Raw genomic sequence first — 20,424 nt, forward strand, 5'->3', positions numbered from 1 at the left:
CTTTTTACCTAGAACAAACGAACCCAGACGGGTACACCCGCAGCAGCACTACATGGAAAAATCCCACCCGCACGCCCACAGCAAAGCCTTTGTTTTTGTCTTGATTGCGGTGGTGAGCGGAACCTTGATGGACGCCTTGCTCAAGGTAGCCGGCGCCCATGTCGGCACCTGGCAACTGCTGGTGTTGCGCTGGTCGTTTGCCTTGCTGGTGCTGTTGCCCCTCATCCTCACGGGCGCCGCGGGCAGCATGCACATCCAGTCGTGGCGCGTGCACATCGCGCGGGGTCTGCTGAATTGCCTGGGCTCCTACGCCCTGTTCTACGCATTGGCCACGCTGCCACTCTCGGTGGTGATCACCATTCTGTTTGCCGAGCCACTGTTTGTGATTCCGTTCGCGGTGCTGATCCTGCATGAACGGGTCAGCACCAAGGATGTGCTGGCCGCCCTGCTGGGTTTGGTGGGTGTGGTGGTGATGAGCCAACCCGATGTCAGCCAGGGCGATTGGAAGATGCTGCTGCCCCTGGTCGCTGCCAGCAGTTTTGCGCTGCTGAATGTGCTCACCAAAAAATGGGGCGCCCAGGAAAGCCCGATCAGCTTGATGCTCTGGATGGCGGTATCCACCTTGTTGATCACCATCCCTTTTGCGGCCAGCCAATGGCTTGCACTGCGTTGGCAGGACTACGGCATGGCCCTGGCGATTGCGGTGCTCGGTTCCGTCTACAGCTACTTCTGGATTGTGGGTCTGCGGCTGGGCAATGTGGCCAAACTGACGCAGTTGAGCTTTCTGTCGTTACCCCTGGCCTTCGGTTTGGGCTGGGCGTTCTTCCATGAAACGCCGGGCGCCGCCACCGTGTGGGGCGGCTTGATCATCGCTGCGGCAGTCATGCTGCTGTCGATGAATATGACCCGGGTCAAAGCCGCCCATCTGTTCTTGAGCGGCCTGTTCAAACCCGCTAAATCGTAGCTATTCGAGCGTCACGCCCCGCTCCTTCACCACCCGGGCCCACAGCGCGATTTGCTGGCGCACGAATTTTTGCGCGGCGTCGGGGCCGCCGGGGGGGATCTCGCCGCCCAGCTGGGCGATGCGGGCTTTCACGTCTGGCGCTTCCAGGGTTTTTTGCAGCGCGGCGGAGAGCTTGGCCAGCACCGGCTCGGGTATGCCGGTGGGGGCAAACAGCACGTTCCATTCATAGACTTCGGCGCCGGGAACCTGGGCCTGGGCCAGGGTCGGCACGTTGGGCAGAATCGCCGCGCGCTGCGCACTGGTCACGGCCAGCGCCCGCAGCTTGCCCGACTGGATGTGCGGCAGGGTCGAAGCCAGGTTGCCGAAGAACACCGGCACCTGCCCGCCCAGCACGTCGTTGAGCGCTGGGCCGCCGCCTTTGTAGGGGATGTGCACCATCTCCACCTTGGCGGCGGATTCGAACAGCACACCGGCCAGGTGCTGGGCCGAGCCGTTGCCCGACGAGGCGAACGACACCGCGTCTTTGCTTGCGCGGGCGGCGCTGATCAGCTCGGCAACCGATTGGGCGGGGAACTTGGCGTTGACCAGCACCACGTTCGGGAACAACGCCACCACGCCCACCGGGCGGAAGGCCTTGTCGGCGTCGTACGGCAGGCGCGGGTACAGGGCTGGGTTCACCGCGAACGAGGAGGCATCGAACATCAGCGTGTGGCCGTCGGGCACGGCCTTGGCCACGGCGGCGGCGCCGATCTGTCCGCTGGCGCCGGGCTTGTTGTCGATCACCACCGGCTGACCCAGCGCCTCGCCCAGCTTGGGCGCGATGAGGCGGGCCATGGCGTCAGCCCCGCCGCCGGGCGGATAGGTGACGACGATGGTAATCGGCTTACTCGGCCAGGCGGCCGTTTCCGCCAGGCTGGCGACTGGTGAGGCCAGGGCAGCACTTGCTATGACAAACATAGCTGCTCGCGCAATCGAAATCTGCGCTACAGGCACTTTTTGCATAAATCTATCCTCGGTGAAAAACGGAATGGAAAGGGGTAACGGCTCAGCGCACATGGGCTGTGTAGCGGAAGGCGAATGCATCACCCAGCGTGGTGCGCAGCTCCACACAGCGGCCCGCTAAATCAAAGGCCCGCCGGTCGACCTGGGCGCAGGGGTGGCCCGCGTCCAGCCGCAGCAGGCCGGCCTGCTCGGCGGTCAGCAGGCCGAAGCTCAGGCAGTCTTCGGCGCGGTGGATGGTGGCGCTGCAAACGCGCTGGTACATGGGGTACAGCAGGTCGTCCCAGGCGGCCAGGTCCGACTGCGCCAGGGCCTCGAACAGCGGCAGCGGCAGCACGATGTGCTCCAGCAAACAGGGCTGGCCCTGCAGGCTGCGTAGGCGCTGCAGCTGCAGCACGCTGGCCCCGGCAGGCAGGCCCAGGCCATCGGCCTCGTCGGTGCTGGCCAGCCGGACCTGGCGGCCCAGGATGCGCGACTGCGGCGTGCCGGGCGCGCCGTCTTCCGTGGCAAACCGGAAGAAGCGCAGCATCGACGCGCCGCCCAGCCCCTCGCGCACAAAGGTGCCACGCCCGTGCTGGCGCACCAGCAGCCCCTGGGCGACCAGCAATGCCAGCGCCTGGCGCAGCGTGCCCAGGGCTACGCCATGCTCCTTGGCCAACGCTGCCTCGGCCGGCAAGGCGGTGCCGGGCACCCATTCGCCCTGGGTGATGCGGGCCCGCAGGCTGGCCGCCAGCCAGCCGTAGCGGCTTTGGCCGGGGCTGGGCTGGCCTGCGGGTAATTCCGGATCGGAGAATATGGCTTCGCTCATTGATTTAGTCCTCTAGATGACTAGAATGTACGCCATGCCTACCCCAACGCCACAAAGTGTTTTCCCTAGGTCTGCCGCCCTGCCGCCGGTAGACACCCACTTCCACGTGTTCCCGGCCCACCAGTCCACGCCCGGCGCGCGCTACATCCCGGCCTACGCCGCGCCACTGCAGGCCTGGCAGACGGCCGCAGCAGCAGTCGGCCTGCGCCACGGCGTGCTGGTGCAAACCAGCTTCATGGGCACCGACAACCGGCTGCTGCTGGCGCAACTAGCGCAGCACCCCGACAGCTTGCGCGGCGTGGCCGTGGTCTCGCCCGATGCCAGCCTGCCCGCACTACAAGCCCTGCATGCGCAAGGCGTGCGCGGCATCCGCCTGAACCTGGCCGGCCAAAGCCACGACATGGCGCCCTGGGCCGGCGCCAGCCCGCTATGGGACGCGCTGCTGGCCCTGGGCTGGCATGTGGAATTGCACACCGACCGCGGCGCGCTCGACCCGGTACTGGCCGCCCTGCCCTTGGCCGTGCCGGTGGTAGTTGACCATTTCGGCAAGCCGGAGCGCGCCTCGCTGCACGACGCCAGCATTGCCGCCGTGCTGCAGCGTAGCCGCCAGGCCGGGGCCGCCACGGCCCACGTCAAACTCAGCGCCGCCTACCGGCTGGCGCCGGGCATAGATGCCGCGGCTTTGGCCCGGCTCTGGCTGCAGGAGCTGGGACCGCAGGCCTTGTTGTGGGGCAGCGACTGGCCTTGCACCAACCATGAAGACAGCGCCGACTACCCCGCGCTGTACGCCGCCCTGGCCGGCTGGCTAGGGCCGGAAAACACGGAGGCGCTGGAAGCGATACGCTGTACTACGCCGTGGCGCCTGTACTGGGGGACTCCGCAGCCTGCCTGAGCAGCCAGTCCTCAAACGCCGCCAGCGCGGGCGGCGCATCATCCGCTGCGGTGACGGCGGGCACCACCAGGTAGTAGCCGCGCTCGCCGCGCAGCGCCCGGTCGCAGGCGACCACCAGGCTGCCGCGCTGCAGCTCGTCTTCGACCAGGATGCGCGGCACCAGGGCCACGCCCAGGCCGACGACAGCGGCAGTGGCCGTCATGGAAAACAGCTCGTAGCGCGGGCCACTCAGCGGCTGGGCAGCGGCCACGCCCATGGCGTCGAACCACTGGCGCCAGCCCTCAGGCCGGGTGCTTTGCTGCAGCAGCGGCAGCGCGGCGATGGCCTGCGGCTCCAGCTGGGTCTGGCCGTGCAAAAGACGCGGGCTACAGACCGGCACCACCTCTTCGGCCATCAGCATCACGGCGCGGGTGCCGGGCCAGTTCGCCACCTGCTCGGCGGTGCCGGCAAACAAGGCGGCGTCGAAACCCTGGTCGGCAAACAAAAAGGGCCGGGTGCGGGTCTCGATATGCACCACGATGTCGGGGTGCAGCGCGGCCAGGTCGGGCAGGCGCGGCATCAGCCAGCGGGTGGCAAATGTGGGCACGGCCGCCAGTGCCAGCGCGCCGCCAGTGCCCTGGCTGGCCATGGCGTTCAAGGTGTCCAGCTCCAGCCCGTCGAGGCGCCGCGCCACCTGGCGCGCATAGTCGCGGCCCTGCGCGGTCAGCGCCACGCCATGCCGGGTGCGGCGGAACAGCACCAGGCCCAGAAACGCCTCCAGCGCCGCGATCTGGCGGGATACCGCGCCCTGGGTCAAGGACAGCTCTTGCGCGGCCCGGGTATAGCTCTCGTGGCGGGCCGCGGTATCAAAACAAACCAGGGCTTGGGTGGAGGGAATTTTGCGTCGCATAGTATGCGCAATGTACACACACAGCAGATCAAAAAGCGCTTAATCGGCTGAAATTTCTCACCAGATATGCACCACCCTCATACCATTGTGAAAAACTGTGGTTTGCCGCGGCGCCCATCCAGGGCTACGATCTGCCCACTTATCCGCATTCATTTGCCACCTACCGACTGGAGACCCGCATGGCCCACGCCCGCTTTCAATGGGAAGACCCTTTTCTGCTCGACCTGCAACTGACCGAGGACGAGCGCATGGTGCGCGACGCGGCCAACGCCTATTGCCAGGGCCAGCTGGCGCCGCGCGTGCTCAACGCCTTCCGCACCGAGACCACCGACCCGGCGATCTTCCGCGAGATGGGCGCCTTAGGCCTGCTGGGCCCGACCATCCCCGAGCAGTACGGCGGCCCGGGCCTGAACTACGTGGCCTACGGCCTGATCGCCCGCGAAGTCGAGCGTGTGGACTCGGGCTACCGCTCGATGGCCAGCGTGCAGAGTTCGCTGGTGATGGTGCCGATTTTCGAATTCGGCACCGAAGCACAGAAACAGAAATACCTGCCCAAGCTGGCTACCGGCGAATGGATTGGCTGCTTTGGCCTGACCGAGCCGGACCACGGCTCTGACCCCGGATCGATGGCCACGCGCGCCATCAAAACCGCCGGCGGCTACACGCTGCGCGGCAACAAGACCTGGATTTCCAACAGCCCGATTGCCGACGTGTTCGTGGTCTGGGCCAAGGAAGTGGATACGGCCGGCAACGTCGGCCCGATCCGCGGTTTTGTGCTGGAAAAAGGCATGGCCGGGCTGACGGCGCCCGCCATCCACGGCAAGGTCGGCCTGCGCGCCAGCATCACCGGCGAGATCGTCATGGACGGCGTGTTCTGCCCCGAAGAAAACGCCTTCCCCGAGGTGCAGGGCTTGAAAGGCCCGTTCACCTGCCTGAACTCGGCGCGCTACGGCATCGCCTGGGGCGCACTGGGCGCGGCCGAGGCCTGCTGGCACACCGCGCGCCAATACACGCTGGACCGCAAGCAGTTCGGCCGGCCGCTGGCCGCAAACCAGCTGATCCAGAAGAAGCTGGCCGACATGCAAACCGAGATCGCGCTGGGCCTGCAGGGCTGCCTGCGCCTGGGCCGGATGAAGGACGAAGGCACTGCTGCCGTCGAAACCACCTCGTTGATCAAACGCAACTCGTGTGGCAAGGCGCTGGACATCGCCCGCATGGCGCGCGACATGCTGGGCGGCAACGGCATCAGCGACGAGTTCGGCGTGGCCCGGCATCTGGTGAACCTGGAGGTGGTGAACACCTACGAGGGCACGCACGACATCCATGCGCTGATCCTGGGCCGGGCGCAGACCGGCATTGCGGCCTTCTCCAACTGAAGTCATTTGCTATATATTTAATAGCTACTTGCGCAGCTAGTACCTGCGCCAGAGCACTAAAAAGCTTAAACCATGGCATCAGGCAATCCACCCACCTCTTTGCACGGCCTGCGCGTACTCGACCTGTCGCGCGTGCTGGCCGGCCCCTGGTGCACGCAGATCCTGGCCGACCTGGGCGCCGACGTGGTGAAGGTGGAGCGCCCGGTGGTGGGCGACGACACACGCCACTGGGGCCCACCGTTCCTGCAGGATGCGGACGGGAATGACACCGACCAGGCCACCTATTTCACCGCCTGCAACCGCAACAAGCGCTCTGTCACCATCGACATGGCCACCGCAGAAGGCCAGGCGCTGATCCGCCAGATGGCGGCGGACAGCGATGTGCTGGTGGAGAACTTCAAGGTCGGTGGCCTGCAGCAGTACGGGCTGGACTACGCCAGCTTGAAAGAGCTGAACCCGCGGCTGATCTACTGCTCGATCACCGGCTTCGGCCAGGACGGGCCGTACGCCGAGCGCGCTGGCTACGACCTGCTGATCCAGGCCAGCAGCGGCATGATGAGCATCACCGGCCGGGCCGACAGCGAGCCCGGTGGCGGCGGTATGCGCGTGGGCGTGGCACTGACGGATCTGTTTACAGGGGTTTACGCCAGCACGGCCATCCTGGCAGCGCTGAACATGCGCCACAGCACCGGCCACGGCCAGTACATCGACATGGCGCTGCTGGACGTGGGCATGGCGATCCTGGCCAACCAGGGCGCCGGTTTCTTGAACACCGGCAAGGTACCGCAGCGCCAGGGCAACAGCCACCCCAGCCTGGCGCCCTACCAGGACTTCCCTACCGCCGACGGCGCCATGCTGCTGGCCGTGGGCAACGACGGCCAGTTCGCCCGCTTCTGCCAAGCAGCCGGCCAAGCCGGCTGGGCCAGCGACCCGCGCTTCGCCACCAATACCCAGCGGGTGCTGAACCGCACGGCCCTGGTCACCGCGATGGAGGCTGTCACCCGCACCCGCAGCACGGCCGAATGGACCACGCTGCTGGAAGACAAGGCTGTACCCTGCGGCCCGATCAACAACCTGGCGCAGGCCTTTGCCGACCCGCAGGTGCAAGCACGCAATCTGCGCGTGGAACTGCCACGCGATGCGGGCGATGGGATTACGCAGATCGCCAGCGTTGCCAGCCCGCTGCGCTTGGCCGATGCGCCGCCGGTGCTGCGCCATGCGCCACCTGCGCTGGGCCAGCATACGGACGAGGTGCTGCGTGGGCTGGGCATGGACGCCGAGCGGATTGCGGCGCTGCGCAAAGCCGGCGTAATTTAGGTAGGCTAGCCGGCGTCGGTTTTCAGCACCGTTGCGCCGGCGCGGTCGAAGCGCAGCGATACCTCGTGCAGGGTGCTGCGCAGCTCGGCGCTGGCATTGGGCGGCAGGATCACGAAGCCCTCTTGCTGTTCGCTGCGCGCCAGGCCCAGCTTGAGCTTGAGTTCGCCTTCGGCCAGCCGCAGGGTCGGCATGCCGGTTTCCAGCTGCTGCAAGAAGCCGCCCATCAAATGGCCCACCTGGTCGGGCGCCAACACTTCGAGCTTGCCGCTGCCCCCCAGCTGGGCCGACAAGGCCGCGATGCGCGCAGTGCCCAGGCGCAGCTTTTCCTCCACCGCCTTGAGCTTGCTTTCTTGGGCTGCGGTAGTGGCCTGGACAGCGGCCGTCACCGCTTCCTTCTCGCGCGCAGCGCTTTGGTCGAGGCGCTGGAACAAAGTGCTGTTGTCGGTCTGCGCGGTGTCGCGCTGCTGCGCCAGGCGCTGGTTCTCGGCCAGCAGGCCGTCGATCTGGCTCTTTAGCTGTTTGATCTGGGCAGGAAAATCCTCGGTTTCCGGCTCGGGTGCGCGCAGCTGGGCTTGCAGGGCCAGGTTTTGCTGGCGCAGCGCGTCGGCCTCGCGGCTGGCCTTGATCTCGCGGTCGCTGGCAGCCGCTGCGGCCAGCTTGAGGCGCGACAAGGCATCGGCCGCGTCGGCCAGGCTTTTGCGGGCCATGGCCTCGGTCTCGGCCGTCTGGCTGCGCGACACCGCCAAGGCTTCCTGGGCGGCTTTCAACGCCGCCTGCAGCTGTGCCGTGGTCTGTGGTTTGCTTACCATGTCATGCCTCTTGGTCAGCTAATCCGATAACAGTTGCTCGCGCACCAGGCGGCCATCGGCGTCCACGGCATTTACCAGCCAGCGCTGGCTGCCGGCCAGAAAGCTCGCATTGACCTGCAGCGGCCCGAGCACACGCTCCAGCGCCAGCAGGTCGTCGCGCTGGCGGAAGTTCTTGATGATCTCGTCCCGGTTCTTGACCGGCGTGGTCGTGCCGTCGCTGCCGCTGGCAGCATTCGGCGTAGCGGCCGTGGCCACGAAGTTGACGCGGATGGTCGATACCGCCGAGGCGTTCAAGGCGCCGGCCAAATGGGCCGACGACAGCGGCTCGATCTCCAGCTCGCCGGTGCTGTTGCGCGACACCGCGGCCTTGATCTCGAGTGTGGCTTCCGACATCACCATCCCGCTGGCCAGGCCCACGCCCAGGCCCAAATCGGTTTGGGCGCTGGTCAGCGAGGCACCCGCTTTGCCAAGCAAGGCACCCAGCGGCGCACGTTTGGGGTCGGTAGCTAAAGCCATGGTGGTAGGGAACGGTAGCGGCTAGCCCGTGACTGTACGGCGGGGAATCTCCAGACGCAACGGTGCGGGCACAGGCACCAGGGTGGCCGTGATCTTGGAATGCACCGACACATCGCGGTTGAGCTTGCGCTCGAAGCGGATATTCGAGGTTTCGGCAAACAGGCCCAGGCCGCCCTTCTTGCGCGTGCCGTCTTCGTTGAGTTGCTCGACCAGCTTCAAGTCCATGCTGACCTCGACCGTGGCCTGCGAGAACTGGTAGAAGGTGGGCTTGACGCCCAGCTCCAGCAGCGAGACGCTTTGCGGCTTGCCCTGCTCGAAGGTGACTGTGCCATCGGCCGCCACCTGCTCGGTGATGCTGGGGATGATGTCCACCCGGGTCTCGGCCAGCTCGGTCACCATGGCGGCGGCGCTGCGGTCCAGGGCCAACTGGGCATCGGCAATGCCTTCGGCCATCAGGCGCACCAGATCGGCGAACGAGGTGGACGCCGTCTCTTGTACCGCGGTCTCGGGCGCGTACAAAGGCGCGCGAAAAACCTTGGTTTTATCCAGCGTGGCCATGGTCAGGCGGGTACCTTGGGTGGGCGGTTGTCCACGATATTCAGCTGCGGCGCCAGGCGCGGTGGGGGCGGCACCGGCACCATGCGCGTCAGCAGGCGGCTGGTGCCATGCACTTCCTTGCCAAACTTGCGGTTATGCGACACATCGACCGACACCGAGGCGCTCCAGCAGGCAAAACCGGCCTTGGCCTTGACGCCGACCTTGAGGCTGGTTTCAACCGAGGTGGAGGTTTTGATGTCCATCGTGACCTCGATGGTGGCCTCGGCAAACTGGTAGAAGGTGGGCATCAGGCCGATCTGTATCAAGGACACATTCACCGGCGCCGCATTCACGTAGGTCACATCGCCGTTGGCGGCAATGGTCTGGGTGACCCCCATGACCAAGGGCAGCTCGGTTTCGGCCAGGGCTTTGGCGGTTTCCACCGAGTTTTCGTCGAGCGCTTTTTGCGCCTCCGCAATGCCGAGCGCCAGCTTCAGCACCATATCGGGAAGGGGTACGTCGAGTAATTCCTGTCCAACACTACCGGCCATGGCCATCTCCTTGAAGTAGGCTGCAGCCCCGCTGGGCCGCAGCAGTTACGAAACCAAGGGCGGCGGTGCTTGGTACGCCGCCATTACCGTCGAAAACCGCTGCTGGTCGATGCTGACCGGGCCAATGAACCGCAATGTCCTAGCCCCCCGCAGCCCCATATAGGACGCCAAGCCCATGACCACCAAGGCACGGCATGGGTCCAGCCGGGCAACGATGCGGCCGCCCACGCCTTGCACCAAGGCGTCCAGGCTGCCAGGCTCCACGGCCACCAGCAAAAACAGGCCGCGCCCTGGCAGGGCGACGGAGACTTTGGCACCAAAGCGTTCAGCGACTTGCATGGCTCAGCCCGGTGGTTTCATGCTTTCATCTTGGTTGATGGCACACCAAACTGCATCATCAAGTTTGATGATGCGTTTACACAGGGATGACGGAACTTCCTGCGCACGTGTTGGGTGGCATTGCTGCGGCTGGACAACGCCGTATCAGCGCCCCATAACCGCTGCAAGAAGCCCATAAAAAATCAACGTTTGGTCAAAAACAAAAAAGGCATCGAAACGATGCCTTTTAAGAGGTGGCTGCAAGCAGCCTGTCAGCGGGATTAAGCGGCCGAAGCCTTGCGGCGGCGGGAGGTGCCCAACAGTCCCAGCAAGCCCAAGCCCATCAAAGCCAAGGAGCCTGGCTCAGGAACTTTGCCGTCCGATGGAGGGCGGGTGTTACCAGCCACCGACATCAGCTTCACGTAATCCGCGATGCTGTCCATCGCGCCACCACCATAACCCGAGTTATAGGCGCTGATCAGCCACCAGCTGGAGTACGTGGTGGAATCAGATGTCGAGAAAGCCTTATCGGTACCGTCACCATTTGGTATGTTGTTGGCTGCCACAGCGGTACCAGAAGAGCCGTAATTCTTGATCGAAGTCCAGCCATTAGCAGCTGTAAACCAGGACAAAGCCTTACCTGCGATGACAGGAATACCTCCACCGGTGTATGCCAACACAGTGATGTCGTAATCACTAGCCCACCAGCCAACAGTCACTTTGCTCAAATTCACATCTGCGCCGAACTTCAATGCGATCAAATCAGTGCCGTTACTGTTGTCCATCGCATGGTTAGGGCTACCGGAAGTTTCACCTGAATACTGCACGCCCAGACCAGAGCCCGAACCCCAATTGGCAACAGGGGCAGTGGCAAAGGTGGAACCCGTACCGGTGGAGTAAGCCTGGGCAGAAACGGTAGTACCAGCGTTGGTGCCAGAACCGCAGCTTGTAGTTGCACCGGCAACGGCCGATCCGCAGTTCGCGCTGAGATCCCAGGTGCTTTCGGCCCAGCTAGCGGAGCCCATACCCAGCAATGCACAAGCAGCTACTGCTTGGAGGGCGCGTTTCAAAGATGTGTTTTTCATGTTCTTGGTCCAGTTCAACGTAGCGTTATAGGATGCGACTACTTTTTACAAATCATTACTAGCTAAATCCATGCCAGCAATTTTTCTTTTTATGAATCAACAACTTAACCAACCAAGAGGGTGTTACTGATACATACATGTAAGAAAAATCGACATTCCAGACACACGATTTAACGCAAGGTTTTCAACAACGTCTCGGCGGCTGCACTGCTCTCAAATGGACGACCGATCTTCAAGGCGGCCTCCACCTCGTCCCGTGCTTCGGTTTTTCGACCGCTCTGGGCCAGCACGGCGGCGAGGTGGTAGCGGATGCTGGGGTTGGCCGGCTCACGCAAGCGGGCATCTCGCAGAAGCTGCAAGGCACGGTCGGCCTGCTCGGCTTGCCCTCCGCGGAACAGCGCCCAGCCCAAGGTGTCAATCGCGTTGGCATTGCTTGGATCTTTTGCCAAGGCCCGTTCTGCCATGGCTACCGCAGACGGGTCTTTGAGACGCAGCAATACGTTGGCCAAATTGTTCAATACCTCGGCGTCATCAGGAAGCGCTTGCACCAAGCTTTCGTAATTGACCCGGGCCGCCGCATAGTTGCCGTTGCGGGCGTAGCCATCTGCGAGCGCCCGGCGTACCAACAGGTCTTGCGGGCGCGATTTCATCCATTGCTCTCCCAGCTGCAGCGCCGGCTTGCCGCCATCCTGGCTGGACAAGGCGCGGAACAAACGCAGCAAGGTCTCGGAACTGGGTTCGGCCTGGTGGGCCTTGCGGTAGGCATCGATCGCCGCCGCGGTCTGGCCACGGGCTTGGGCTACATCGCCCAGCAAGCTATAGCCGATGGCGCGTTTGGGGGCCAGTGCCAGTATTTGACGGGCGCGTTGCTCGGCTTTGGCAGGTGTACCCTGGCGTAACTCCACGTCGGTCATCAAAGCCAGTGCAGGCAAAAACTCAGGACGGCTGGAAAGGGCTTTTTCCAGGCTGTAGGCCGCACCAGCCACATTGTTGGCAGCCATTTGCAGCGCAGCGATCTCGGTTTGCTGGGGCGCGTTGAAATCGGCAAAACGGGTTGCACCGGAGAAAGTGGATTTGGCACCTTCCACGTCACCATTGGCCAATTGGGCTCTGCCGTACATCAGCAAGGCAGGAAGATTGTCCGGCGCCTTGGCGTATAGCCGTTTGGCGGCGTCCAAAGCCAGTGTGGGGGCACGGTTGCGCAAGTGCAGTTCAACCAGCGATATCCCTGGCCGCAGTTCGCGTGGGCCCGAAATATCGTTGGCCTTTTCCAGCCAGCGCAAGGTTTCAGCGGCCTGACCACGGCGGTCGGCAAGATTGGCCATCTCGTAAGTGGCGTCCACATTCTTGTCGTCGGCCTTGAGCACTTCGGCCAGGCGGGCCGCTGCAGCGTCATAGTTTTTGCTGGCCATGTCCACGCGGGCGAGGTTGAGCTTGGCCTGCAACAAGCTTGCATCGATCTGCAGCGCGCGTTCAAAGGCTGTTTTGGCGGCCGCCAGATTGCCGGACTGCGCCTGCGCCATACCCAACAAGTTGTTGAAGCCGGCATTCGCAGGTTGCAGCTTGAGCAGCTTGTTGACCACCGCGATGGCTTTGGCGGACTGCCGATCGCGCAGATACAGACCGGCGAGGGCCGCGCCGGCCTGGATCTGGTTAGGGTCTTTGAAAGCCGCTTCAAGCTGCGCCACGCCCTCCCCGATTTGGCCGCCCCCCACCAGGCTCATACCCAGGGTGGCGCGGAATTCTGGCGCCTCTTTCAAGGCCAGGGCTTGCTGCATCAAAGCCGTGGCTTTGGCGTTGCGGCCCTGGGCCATGTGCGCCCCCGCCAGCAGTGTCATGGCTTGGCCGTCGCCGGGCTGCGCCTTGATGTACTCCTCCAGCACCTCAATGGCCCGGCCAAAGTTCTCTTCCGACAGGAAGATTTGCGCCAGCAGCTTGGACACCGGGCTATTGCCTTGCACCCGCTGAAAGGACTCAAGATAGGGCTTGGCCTTCTCACGCTCGTTCAAGCCCAGATGTGCCAATCCATTGAGCATCAGCAACTGCGGACGGTACTGGATGAAGCCGACGGGTACGGGGTCGAGGAAACCCGTCACTTCCGCCAGCGCAGTACGCGTGGCAGCGGCGTTGCCATCGCGCTCGGCCAACAGGGCTTTCAGGTAGGCCGCACGTGGTTCGCGCGGCGACAAACGCTGCACCTCGGCCACATCCTTGGCCGCATCGGCATACTTGGCTAAATCGATAGCAATACCTGCACGCGCCACGCGCGCTTCGATGTGTTTTGCATCCAATTGCAGGGCTGCATCGTAGGCAGCCAGTGCACCGCGTATGTCGCCCTGCACATGCAACAGCGAGCCCTTTTGGTACTGCACCTCAGCAGAACTGGGCGCCAGACTGACGGCACGCTCGACGGCAGTTTTAGCCTCGGCAAACTGGCGCGCCCGGATCCGCACCGGCACTTCGGCGAGCCATACATCGGGCGACCGGCCATCGATCACCCGGGCTTCTTCAATCATTTTCAAAGCACCACGCACGTCGCCCAGGTCGGCACTGGCAGACGCGCGCAGCAGCAAGAGTTGCACCTGGACTGCCGGCGGCAGTCCGGCCGGATTGAACTGCGCCTGCTCCAGTACCAGCTTGTGTTTACCCTGGCCGATGAAAGCCTGGGCCAGCGGAACCACCACCTCGGCACGGTTTACCCCCAAACGCAGGGCCTCCAGCAAAGCAACTTCGGCCGTGGCGGCCTCGCCGTTGGCCAACAGTGCCTTGCCGAGCAAGACCTGCACCGGCAACATGTTCTTGTCGATCTGCAAAGCATTTTTCAGCTGGATGATGGCGCCCGGCATGTCGTGGCGCTCGTAGCGGCCCAGGGCATCTTCGTAATAGCGGGCAGCCTTGCTGTCGGTCACAGCATGGCTGGCCAGGCTGGTGGCGCACGCCAGAGCCAACAGGCCCACGCGCCCCACATGGGCGGCATGGCGGGAGAGAGGAAATAGCTTCATGGGGAGGTCCGGCGGCTGAAAGGACGTGCAAGGACTGCACATATCCCAAGAATGTTAGCGCACGCCTCCCCAGCGCCCTAGGCCCAAAGCGACGCTGCGCATAAGGAAAACCAGTAAGGGTGAAATTCTTCACAGACCCGTGTATACAACGGGCCAACTTGGTCGTGAGCCGGCTTCAGGTCTGCGCGATAAAGCGCTCAAAACCACGTGCCCGCAGCTCGCAGGCCGGGCATTGGCCGCAGCCGTAACCCCAGGCGTGGCGGTGCACGCGGTCACCCAGATAGCAGGTGTGGGTGTCTTCGACGATCAAGTCCACCAGGGCCTGGCCGCCCAGCTGGTGCGCAAGCTGCCAGGTCTGGGCTTTGTCGATCCACATCAGCGGGGTTTCGATCAGATAGCGCTTGTCCATGCCCAGGGACAAGGCCAACTGCATGGCTTTCATGGTGTCGTCGCGGCAATCGGGGTAGCCCGAGAAATCGGTCTCACACACGCCGGTAACGATGACTTCCAGATTGCGCCGGTAGGCCAGCGCAGCCGCCAGCGTCAAGAACAGCAGGTTGCGGCCCGGCACAAAGGTATTGGGCAAGCCACTCTCTTCCATCTTGAAAACCATGTCGCGCGTCAGCGAGGTTTCGCTGACCTGGCCCAGCACGGATAAATCCAGCAAATGGTCTTCACCCATCTTGCCTGCCCACTGCGGAAACTGCGCCTTGATATGGGCCAGCACTTGGAGCCGGGCCTGCAGCTCCACATGGTGGCGCTGGCCGTAGTCGAAGGCCACGGTTTCCACGTGGTCGTATTTAGACAAGGCCAGGGCCAGACAGGTGGTGGAGTCTTGGCCACCAGAAAACAGAACGAGAGCGCGGGAATGCATGGTTTAAGAACAGATTCAGACGAAAGGGTAACAATCGGGCCCGCCGGTGCAGCACCGGGACCCACAGCGCAATTTACCATCGAACGCCGACCCCGCCTACCGGCCCGGTGCCCATTCCCAACCGGCCAACCACGGCCCCGCACATGCACTTCTTGAAGCGCTTTCTGAAGACCCTGCTCCACACCACGCTGGCGCTGCTGCTCATCTTTGAAGAATGGGGTTGGGAGCCGCTGGCCCGTGCCATGGACCGGCTGGCGCGGCTGCCGCTGTGGTCGCATCTAGAAAAGCTGGTGCGACGGCTACCGCCTTATGCGGCCCTACTGGCGTTCTTTGTGCCCATGCTGGCCTTGCTGCCCATCAAGCTGCTGGCCGTCTACTGGATCACCCAAGGCCATACCGTGCTGGGCCTATTCGTGGTGCTGGCGGCCAAGGTTCTGGGCACAGCCATCGTGGCGCGGCTGTTCCAGCTGACCCAGCCCGCGCTGATGCGGCTAGCGTGGTTCAGCCATTGGTATGGACGCTGGCTGGTGTGGAAGAACGGAATCATCGCGCAGGTGCGAGCAGCACGCCCCTGGCGGCTGGGCCAGGCCATCGCCCGCCGGGGCCGCCGCGCAGCCCAACGCGCTTTGCAGGCGCTACGCCAGGCCTTTCGGCCTTAGCGTGTATTTTTCAAGCTTTTTAAGGCCCTAGCGCAATATCTACCAGCACTACCAGCTATCAAATCGATAGTATTACGCCCAACGCAAGACCAAGGGGTCCAAGCGTTTGGCGGTCTCGATCAGACCCGCACGCACCTCGGGGTGCATCGCCGGCCAGGGATGGCGCGGCGCTTCGCAGGCAATCACGCCGCCCTCGGCCATCAGCGACTTGGCGGTGAGGATGCCGCCCTGGCGGTTCTCGTAGTTGATCAGTGGCAACCATTGCTGGTACAGCGCATAAGCCTTGTCGCGGTCGCCCGCACGGTGGGCTTCGATGATGGGGCGGATGCCGTCGGGAAAGCCGCCGCCGGTCATGGCACCGGTCGCGCCCGCGTCCAGGTCTGGGAACAGAGTGATGGCTTCCTCCCCATCCCACGGGCCTTCAATCGCATGGCCGCCCAAGCGGATCAGTTCGCGCAGCTTGCTGGCAGCACCGGCGGTTTCAATCTTGAAATAAGCCACATGCTCGATCTCCTTGGCCATGCGGGCCAGAAAGGCAGCCGACAGCGGCGTACCGGCAGCAGGCGCGTCCTGGATCATGATGGGGATGTTCACCGCATCCGACAGCTTGGCGTAGAACTCGTAGATCTGCGGCTCGCCAACACGGAAGGTGGCGCCATGGTAGGGCGGCATCACCATCAGCATGGCGGCTCCCATGTCTTGCGCGCTGCGGCTGCGCTGGGCGCAGACCGTGGTGCCGAAATGGGTGGTGGTGACAATCACCGGCACCCGGCCCGCCACATGTTCCAGAATGGTCTTGGTCAAGACCTCGCGCTCTTCATCGGACAGCAGGAACTGCTCGGAGAAGTTGGCCAGGATGCACAGGCCGTCGGAGCCAGCGTCGATCATGAAGTCGACACAACGCTTCTGGCTGGTCAGGTCGAGCTCGCCACTGGCAGTGAAGGTGGTGGGGACGACCGGGAAGATGCCGCGGTAGCGGGCGTTGGATGCGTTGTACATGGCAGTAGGCAAAAGATTAGTGGGAATGGCGGGGCACGGTGGAGCCGCGGCAGCCGACCAAGAAGTCGAAATCGCAGCCGTCGTCGGCCTGCAGCACATGGTCTACGTACAGGCGCGCGTAGCCGCCCGACAGAGGCTTGGGCACATTGCCAGCCAGAGCCGCCAAGCGCTCGGCCAGCTCGGCATCGCTGATGTCCAGATGCAGGCGGCCCTGCTCGCAATCGAGCTCGATGAAGTCGCCATCGCGCACAGCAGCCAGCGGTCCGCCGGCAGCGGCTTCTGGCGCCACGTGCAGCACGACTGTGCCGTAAGCCGTTCCGCTCATGCGGGCGTCAGAGATGCGCACCATGTCCTTCACACCCTGGCGCAGCAGCTTGGGCGGCAAGCCCATATTGCCGACCTCAGCCATGCCGGGATAGCCTTTGGGGCCGCAGTTCTTCATCACCATCACACAGCTGGCGTCGATGTCCAGGTCTTCGTCGACGATGCGTTCCTTGTAGTGTTCGAGGTTCTCGAACACCACGGCACGGCCGCGGTGCTTGAGCAGCGCAGGCGTGGCGGCGGACGGCTTGAGCACCGCGCCGCGTGGCGACAAGTTGCCGCGCAGGATACAGATGCCGCCATCGGCAATCAGCGGGTTGTCGATGGGGCGAATCACTTCGTCGTTGTACTGCGGGGCTTCGCGCACGTTGTCCCACATGGACTTGCCGTTGACCGTCAGTGCGTCGGGGTGTGGCAGCAAGCCGTTTTCGCCCAGGCGGCGCAGCACGGCGGGCAGGCCGCCGGCATAGTAGAACTCTTCCATCAGGAAACGGCCCGAAGGCTGCAAGTCCACGATGGTCGGCGTGCCGCGGCCGATGCGGGTCCAGTCTTCCAGGTCCAGCTGCACACCGATGCGGCCGGCAATGGCTTTCAAGTGGATGACGGCATTGGTCGAGCCGCCGATGGCGGCGTTGGTGCGAATGGCGTTCTCAAACGCTTCGCGGGTCAGGATCTTGGACAAGGTCAGGCCTTCGCGCGCCATCTCCACCGCGCGCGAACCCGACATATGGGCCAGCACGTAGCGGCGGGAATCGACCGCAGGAATGGCGGCGTTGTGCGGCAGCGATGTACCCAGCGCCTCGGCCATGCAAGCCATGGTGGAGGCCGTGCCCATGGTGTTGCAGGTGCCGGCCGAGCGCGACATGCCGGCCTCGGCAGCAAAGAATTGGTGTTCGTTGATCTCGCCAGCTTTCAGCGATTCATGCAGCTGCCAGACGGCGGTGCCGGAGCCGATGTTCTTACCATCCAGCTTGCCGTTCAGCATGGGGCCGCCGGTGACGACGATGGCCGGGATGTCGCAGCTGGCCGCGCCCATCAGCAGGGCTGGCGTAGTCTTGTCGCAGCCGGTGAGCAGCACCACCGCGTCGATAGGGTTGCCGCGGATCGCTTCTTCCACATCCATGCTGGCCAGGTTGCGGGTCAACATGGCCGTGGGGCGCAGATTCGATTCGCCGTTGGAGAACACCGGGAACTCGACCGGGAAGCCGCCAGCCTCAAAGATGCCGCGCTTCACATGCTCGGCGATCTTGCGGAAGTGGGCGTTGCAGGGGGTCAGCTCGCTCCAGGTATTGCAGATGCCGATGATGGGGCGGCCGTCGAACTCATGGTCGGGAATGCCCTGGTTCTTCATCCAGCTGCGGTACATGAAACCGTTTTTATCGGCCGAGCCAAACCACTCCGCAGAGCGCATTTTTTTAGGTTTATCAGTCATAGTAGGTTTTCAGAAAATCAAGCGTGGGTGGATTTACGCGCGGCGAATACGCGCTGGAGCAGGCAGAACAGGAACAGCAGCGCACCAACAACGATGCGGGTCCACCAGGAGCTCAAAGAGCCATCAAAAGAAATCAGGGTCTGGATGATGCCCAGCATCAGCACGCCAAACAGCGTGCCCAGCATGTAGCCTGAGCCACCGGTGAGCAGCGTGCCGCCGATCACCACCGCGGCAATCGCGTCCAGCTCCATGCCTACCGCATGCAAGCCGTAGCCCGACAGCATGTAGAAGGTGAACACCACCCCGGCCAGTGCCGAGCAAAAACCCGACAGCGTGTACACGCCAATCAAGGTGGAGCGCACCGGCAAGCCCATGAGCAACGCCGAACTTTCGCTGCCGCCTACCGCATACACGGTGCGGCCGAAGGGCGTGCAATGCGCCACAAATACCGCCACCAGCAGCACCACCAGAGCGATCAGCGCGCCAATCGACAGCGAGGCATCGCCCCATACCGGAATTCGCATTTGCGAAACTTCGGAATAGAAAGCATTGGTCATGCTGATCGAGTCGATGCTGATCAGGTAGCACAGACCGCGCGCCAGGAACATGCCGGCCAGCGTGACGATGAAGGGCTGCAGGCGGAAGCGTTCGATCAGAAAGCCCATGAAGGCGCCAAATGCCGTGCCCATCAGCAGCACCAGCGGAATCACGACCGCCGGGCTCCAGCCGTGGTTTTCTACCAGCGAGGCAGAGACCATGGTGGTGAAGGCAATCACCGAGCCGACCGACAGATCGATGCCGCCGGACAGCACCACAAAGGTCATGCCCACCGCCACGATCACCAGAAAGGCGTTGTCGATCAGCAGGTTCAGGAACACCTGCAGCGAGAAGAAGCCGTCGTAAAACACCGACCCCAGGGTCGCCATGGCCAGGAACAACGAGATCGTCGCCACCAGCGGCAGGAACTTAGGATTGATGCGGGCCACTGGACGTGGAGCCGATACGGGCGAGGGTGCTGGCATATTGCCAGGTAGAACGGTGCTCATGCGCGGCTCCCGGTAGCGGCTGGGCGGTGGACCCACGTGCCGACAGTGGCGCGGAACTCGGCCGATTGCAGCAGCATCACGGCGAACACCACCACGGCTTTCACCACCAGGTTGATCTCGGGCGGTACGCCCAGCGAATAAATGGCATAGGTCAGGGTCTGGATGATCAGCGCGCCGATCACGCTGCCGACCAGGCTGAAGCGCCCGCCGGTCAGCGCCGTGCCGCCAAGCGTGACGGCCAAAATCGCATCCAGCTCCAGCAGCTGGCCGGCGTTGTTGCCATCGGCACTCTTGACGTTGGAGCTGATCAACAGACCCGCTACACCAGCGCAGAAACCGCAGAACGCATAGACCCATACCGTCAGGCTGCGCGCCTGTATGCCGACGCCGCGCGCCGCTACCGGGTTGATGCCGACAGACTGGATGAACAGGCCCAGCGCGGTGCGCGTCATCGCTGCATGCAGCACGCCGAACACCAGGGCGACGATGAACAGCGAGAACGGCAGGCCCAGCCAGTAGCCGCTACCCAGGAAGAAGAACGGCGCGTAGTAGATGGTGATGATCTGCCCGCCGGTGATGAGCTGGGCAATGCCGCGCCCGGCCACCATCAGGATCAGCGTGGCAATGATGGGCTGCATGCCGATGCGGGCCACCAGTACCCCATTCCACAGCCCGCAGACCACCGCCACGCCCAGGGCAGCCAGGATCGCCAGCGGCATGGGGAAACGGCTGGCATGCACAGCGACACCGTCCTGTACCACCAGCGATCCGCCGATCATCCAGGCGGCCAGGGCCGCCGCAATCGCCACCACCGCACCGACCGAGATGTCGATGCCACGGGTAGCGATCACTAGCGTCATACCCAAGGACACCAGCACCAAAGGAGCGGCGCGGTTCAGGATGTCGATCAGGCTGCCGTACAGATGGCCATCGCGCCATTCAATATGCAGGAAGCCCGGATTGAAAACCACGTTGACTATCAAAAGTAATAGCAGCGTCAGCAATGGCCACGCCAGGCGGTGCCGCATTA

General features: G+C 63.7%; 20 protein-coding genes. 5 read left to right on the plus strand and 15 right to left on the minus strand.

Annotation, left to right across the window (positions count from 1 at the left end; all coding sequences use genetic code 11):
- Nucleotides 1–52 precede the first annotated feature (52 nt).
- Entirely contained in the window at nt 53–964 is a 912-nt protein-coding gene (locus tag BLT66_RS23215; RefSeq protein ID WP_092761694.1) for a DMT family transporter, read from the plus strand.
- Here BLT66_RS23215 and BLT66_RS23220 read toward each other — a convergent pair whose 3' ends face one another.
- A complete protein-coding gene (locus BLT66_RS23220; protein WP_092761696.1) occupies nt 965–1,966 on the minus strand; it encodes a tripartite tricarboxylate transporter substrate binding protein in 1,002 nt (333 codons plus the stop codon).
- 43 nt (nt 1,967–2,009) lie between these two features.
- Nucleotides 2,010–2,771: a GntR family transcriptional regulator gene (locus BLT66_RS23225; RefSeq protein ID WP_092761698.1), complete on the minus strand. Its 762-nt coding sequence runs from the start codon at nt 2,769–2,771 to the stop codon at nt 2,010–2,012.
- 34 nt (nt 2,772–2,805) lie between these two features.
- Between BLT66_RS23225 and BLT66_RS23230 the strand changes: the two genes are divergently transcribed.
- The gene (locus BLT66_RS23230) at nt 2,806–3,663 is read left to right on the plus strand and encodes an amidohydrolase family protein (RefSeq protein ID WP_092761948.1); all 858 of its coding nucleotides are present in this window, start codon (nt 2,806–2,808) and stop codon (nt 3,661–3,663) included.
- On the opposite strand, the gene BLT66_RS23235 is transcribed toward BLT66_RS23230, so the two are convergent.
- A complete protein-coding gene (locus tag BLT66_RS23235; protein ID WP_092761700.1) occupies nt 3,620–4,552 on the minus strand; it encodes a LysR family transcriptional regulator in 933 nt (310 codons plus the stop codon). The genes BLT66_RS23230 and BLT66_RS23235 overlap by 44 nt on opposite strands.
- 179 nt (nt 4,553–4,731) lie before the next feature.
- On the opposite strand from BLT66_RS23235, the gene BLT66_RS23240 reads away from it, so the two are divergent.
- Together BLT66_RS23240 and BLT66_RS23245 are read left to right on the plus strand one after the other, a co-directional pair.
- Nucleotides 4,732–5,928, plus strand: coding sequence for an acyl-CoA dehydrogenase (locus BLT66_RS23240; RefSeq protein ID WP_092761702.1), 1,197 nt, complete (start codon nt 4,732–4,734; stop codon nt 5,926–5,928).
- Nucleotides 5,929–6,000: 72 nt separating this feature from the next.
- The gene (locus BLT66_RS23245; protein ID WP_092761704.1) at nt 6,001–7,245 is read left to right on the plus strand and encodes a CaiB/BaiF CoA transferase family protein; all 1,245 of its coding nucleotides are present in this window, start codon (nt 6,001–6,003) and stop codon (nt 7,243–7,245) included.
- Between the two features lie 5 nt (nt 7,246–7,250).
- Here the strand turns inward: BLT66_RS23245 and BLT66_RS23250 are convergent, their stop codons facing one another.
- The 8 genes from BLT66_RS23250 to queC all read right to left on the minus strand — a co-directional run bounded on the left by BLT66_RS23250 (nt 7,251) and on the right by queC (nt 14,937).
- Nucleotides 7,251–8,054 carry a hypothetical protein gene (locus tag BLT66_RS23250; protein WP_092761706.1) on the minus strand — a complete coding sequence of 268 codons (804 nt, stop codon included), beginning with the start codon at nt 8,052–8,054 and terminating at the stop codon, nt 7,251–7,253.
- A gap of 18 nt (nt 8,055–8,072) precedes the next feature.
- Nucleotides 8,073–8,570, minus strand: a complete 498-nt coding sequence (locus tag BLT66_RS23255) for a hypothetical protein (RefSeq protein WP_092761708.1) — start codon at nt 8,568–8,570, stop codon at nt 8,073–8,075.
- A 21-nt stretch (nt 8,571–8,591) separates the two neighbouring features.
- Nucleotides 8,592–9,128: a hypothetical protein gene (locus BLT66_RS23260; protein ID WP_092761710.1), complete on the minus strand. Its 537-nt coding sequence runs from the start codon at nt 9,126–9,128 to the stop codon at nt 8,592–8,594.
- Between the two features lie 2 nt (nt 9,129–9,130).
- Entirely contained in the window at nt 9,131–9,658 is a 528-nt protein-coding gene (locus BLT66_RS23265; RefSeq protein ID WP_218922651.1) for a hypothetical protein, read from the minus strand.
- 45 nt (nt 9,659–9,703) lie between these two features.
- Nucleotides 9,704–9,997: a hypothetical protein gene (locus BLT66_RS23270; protein ID WP_092761714.1), complete on the minus strand. Its 294-nt coding sequence runs from the start codon at nt 9,995–9,997 to the stop codon at nt 9,704–9,706.
- Between the two features lie 260 nt (nt 9,998–10,257).
- The gene (gene xdp1 / locus BLT66_RS23275; protein ID WP_092761716.1) at nt 10,258–11,061 is read right to left on the minus strand and encodes an exosortase-dependent surface protein XDP1; all 804 of its coding nucleotides are present in this window, start codon (nt 11,059–11,061) and stop codon (nt 10,258–10,260) included.
- Nucleotides 11,062–11,231: 170 nt separating this feature from the next.
- Nucleotides 11,232–14,063, minus strand: a complete 2,832-nt coding sequence (gene prsT, locus BLT66_RS23280; protein WP_176955149.1) for an XrtA/PEP-CTERM system TPR-repeat protein PrsT — start codon at nt 14,061–14,063, stop codon at nt 11,232–11,234.
- A gap of 175 nt (nt 14,064–14,238) precedes the next feature.
- Nucleotides 14,239–14,937: a 7-cyano-7-deazaguanine synthase QueC gene (queC, locus tag BLT66_RS23285; RefSeq protein WP_092761720.1), complete on the minus strand. Its 699-nt coding sequence runs from the start codon at nt 14,935–14,937 to the stop codon at nt 14,239–14,241.
- Between the two features lie 143 nt (nt 14,938–15,080).
- Here queC and BLT66_RS23290 point away from each other — a divergent pair, with 143 nt between their 5' ends.
- Nucleotides 15,081–15,596 (plus strand): hypothetical protein, encoded by a 516-nt coding sequence (locus BLT66_RS23290; RefSeq protein ID WP_092761722.1) that lies wholly within the window; start codon nt 15,081–15,083, stop codon nt 15,594–15,596.
- Nucleotides 15,597–15,668: 72 nt separating this feature from the next.
- On the opposite strand, the gene BLT66_RS23295 is transcribed toward BLT66_RS23290, so the two are convergent.
- From BLT66_RS23295 to BLT66_RS23310, 4 genes are read right to left on the minus strand one after another with little or no spacing between them, the layout of a single operon-like run.
- Nucleotides 15,669–16,595, minus strand: a complete 927-nt coding sequence (locus tag BLT66_RS23295) for a dihydrodipicolinate synthase family protein (protein ID WP_176955150.1) — start codon at nt 16,593–16,595, stop codon at nt 15,669–15,671.
- A gap of 16 nt (nt 16,596–16,611) precedes the next feature.
- Nucleotides 16,612–18,348: an IlvD/Edd family dehydratase gene (locus BLT66_RS23300; RefSeq protein ID WP_092761726.1), complete on the minus strand. Its 1,737-nt coding sequence runs from the start codon at nt 18,346–18,348 to the stop codon at nt 16,612–16,614.
- Nucleotides 18,349–18,365: 17 nt separating this feature from the next.
- Entirely contained in the window at nt 18,366–19,394 is a 1,029-nt protein-coding gene (gene yjfF / locus BLT66_RS23305) for a galactofuranose ABC transporter, permease protein YjfF (RefSeq protein ID WP_092761950.1), read from the minus strand.
- Nucleotides 19,391–20,422 carry an ABC transporter permease gene (locus BLT66_RS23310; RefSeq protein WP_092761728.1) on the minus strand — a complete coding sequence of 344 codons (1,032 nt, stop codon included), beginning with the start codon at nt 20,420–20,422 and terminating at the stop codon, nt 19,391–19,393. Before BLT66_RS23310 ends, yjfF begins: the two co-directional genes overlap by 4 nt.
- Between the last annotated feature and the right edge of the window lie 2 nt (nt 20,423–20,424).

It is taken from the genome of Rhodoferax sp. OV413 (assembly GCF_900104385.1).
Lineage (GTDB): Bacteria > Pseudomonadota > Gammaproteobacteria > Burkholderiales > Burkholderiaceae_C > Rhodoferax_B.

Bases quoted from the DNA above. Each gene is read 5' to 3' on its own strand.
- BLT66_RS23215 (WP_092761694.1), top strand. From the start codon at position 53: ATGGAAAAATCCCACCCGCACGCCCACAGCAAAGCCTTTGTTTTTGTC.
- BLT66_RS23220 (WP_092761696.1), bottom strand. From the start codon at position 1,966: ATGCAAAAAGTGCCTGTAGCGCAGATTTCGATTGCGCGAGCAGCTATG.
- BLT66_RS23225 (WP_092761698.1), bottom strand. From the start codon at position 2,771: ATGAGCGAAGCCATATTCTCCGATCCGGAATTACCCGCAGGCCAGCCC.
- BLT66_RS23230 (WP_092761948.1), top strand. From the start codon at position 2,806: ATGCCTACCCCAACGCCACAAAGTGTTTTCCCTAGGTCTGCCGCCCTG.
- BLT66_RS23235 (WP_092761700.1), bottom strand. From the start codon at position 4,552: ATGCGACGCAAAATTCCCTCCACCCAAGCCCTGGTTTGTTTTGATACC.
- BLT66_RS23240 (WP_092761702.1), top strand. From the start codon at position 4,732: ATGGCCCACGCCCGCTTTCAATGGGAAGACCCTTTTCTGCTCGACCTG.
- BLT66_RS23245 (WP_092761704.1), top strand. From the start codon at position 6,001: ATGGCATCAGGCAATCCACCCACCTCTTTGCACGGCCTGCGCGTACTC.
- BLT66_RS23250 (WP_092761706.1), bottom strand. From the start codon at position 8,054: ATGGTAAGCAAACCACAGACCACGGCACAGCTGCAGGCGGCGTTGAAA.
- BLT66_RS23255 (WP_092761708.1), bottom strand. From the start codon at position 8,570: ATGGCTTTAGCTACCGACCCCAAACGTGCGCCGCTGGGTGCCTTGCTT.
- BLT66_RS23260 (WP_092761710.1), bottom strand. From the start codon at position 9,128: ATGGCCACGCTGGATAAAACCAAGGTTTTTCGCGCGCCTTTGTACGCG.
- BLT66_RS23265 (WP_218922651.1), bottom strand. From the start codon at position 9,658: ATGGCCGGTAGTGTTGGACAGGAATTACTCGACGTACCCCTTCCCGAT.
- BLT66_RS23270 (WP_092761714.1), bottom strand. From the start codon at position 9,997: ATGCAAGTCGCTGAACGCTTTGGTGCCAAAGTCTCCGTCGCCCTGCCA.
- xdp1 (WP_092761716.1), bottom strand. From the start codon at position 11,061: ATGAAAAACACATCTTTGAAACGCGCCCTCCAAGCAGTAGCTGCTTGT.
- prsT (WP_176955149.1), bottom strand. From the start codon at position 14,063: ATGAAGCTATTTCCTCTCTCCCGCCATGCCGCCCATGTGGGGCGCGTG.
- queC (WP_092761720.1), bottom strand. From the start codon at position 14,937: ATGCATTCCCGCGCTCTCGTTCTGTTTTCTGGTGGCCAAGACTCCACC.
- BLT66_RS23290 (WP_092761722.1), top strand. From the start codon at position 15,081: ATGCACTTCTTGAAGCGCTTTCTGAAGACCCTGCTCCACACCACGCTG.
- BLT66_RS23295 (WP_176955150.1), bottom strand. From the start codon at position 16,595: ATGTACAACGCATCCAACGCCCGCTACCGCGGCATCTTCCCGGTCGTC.
- BLT66_RS23300 (WP_092761726.1), bottom strand. From the start codon at position 18,348: ATGACTGATAAACCTAAAAAAATGCGCTCTGCGGAGTGGTTTGGCTCG.
- yjfF (WP_092761950.1), bottom strand. From the start codon at position 19,394: ATGAGCACCGTTCTACCTGGCAATATGCCAGCACCCTCGCCCGTATCG.
- BLT66_RS23310 (WP_092761728.1), bottom strand. From the start codon at position 20,422: ATGCGGCACCGCCTGGCGTGGCCATTGCTGACGCTGCTATTACTTTTG.